At 71.2% G+C, this 857-nt stretch carries 1 protein-coding gene; it reads left to right on the forward strand.

Annotation, left to right across the window (positions count from 1 at the left end; genetic code table 11):
- Nucleotides 1-833, forward strand: an 833-nt coding sequence (ribA, locus tag AC1DYG_RS18620; protein ID WP_477641357.1) for a GTP cyclohydrolase II, incomplete at its 5' end; no start/stop codon positions are given.
- Nucleotides 834-857 lie beyond the last annotated feature (24 nt).

Raw genomic sequence — 857 nt, forward strand, 5'->3', positions numbered from 1 at the left:
GCCCCGGCCACACCGAGGCGGCCGTCGACCTGGCCCGGATGGCGGACCTGCGTCCGGCCGGCGTGATCTGCGAGATCGTCAGCCAGAAGGACGAGGGCCACATGGCCCAGACCGACGAGCTGCGGGTGTTCGCGGACGACCACAACCTGGCGATGATCTCGATCGCCGACCTGATCTCCTGGCGGCGCAAGCACGAGAAGCACGTGGTGCGGATCGCCGAGGCGCGGATCCCCACCGCCCACGGCGACTTCCGGGCCGTCGGCTACCAGAGCATCTACGACGAGGTCGAGCACGTCGCCCTGGTCCGCGGCGACCTGGCGGGACCGGACGGCGACGGCAGCGACGTGCTGGTGCGGGTGCACTCCGAGTGCCTGACCGGCGACGTCTTCGGCTCGCTGCGCTGCGACTGCGGCCCGCAGCTGGACGCCGCGCTCGACATGGTGGCCCAGGAGGGACGCGGCGTGGTGCTCTACATGCGCGGCCACGAGGGCCGCGGCATCGGCCTGATGCACAAGCTGCAGGCCTACCAGCTGCAGGACGCCGGCTCCGACACGGTGGACGCGAACCTCGAGCTGGGCCTGCCCGCCGACGCCCGCGACTACGGCATCGGCGCGCAGATCCTCGTCGACCTCGGCATCACCTCGATGCGGCTGCTGACCAACAACCCGGCCAAGCGGGTGGGCCTGGACGGCTACGGCCTGCAGATCACCGAGCGGGTGCCGATGCCGCTGCGCGCGAACGCCGAGAACCTCACCTACCTGCGCACCAAGCGGGACCGGATGGGCCACGACCTGGTCGGCCTGGACGACTTCGAGACCGGAGGAGCACGGTGAGCGGTGAAGGACTTCCGTCCCTGC

The organism is Pedococcus sp. P1_H8 (assembly GCF_056405175.1).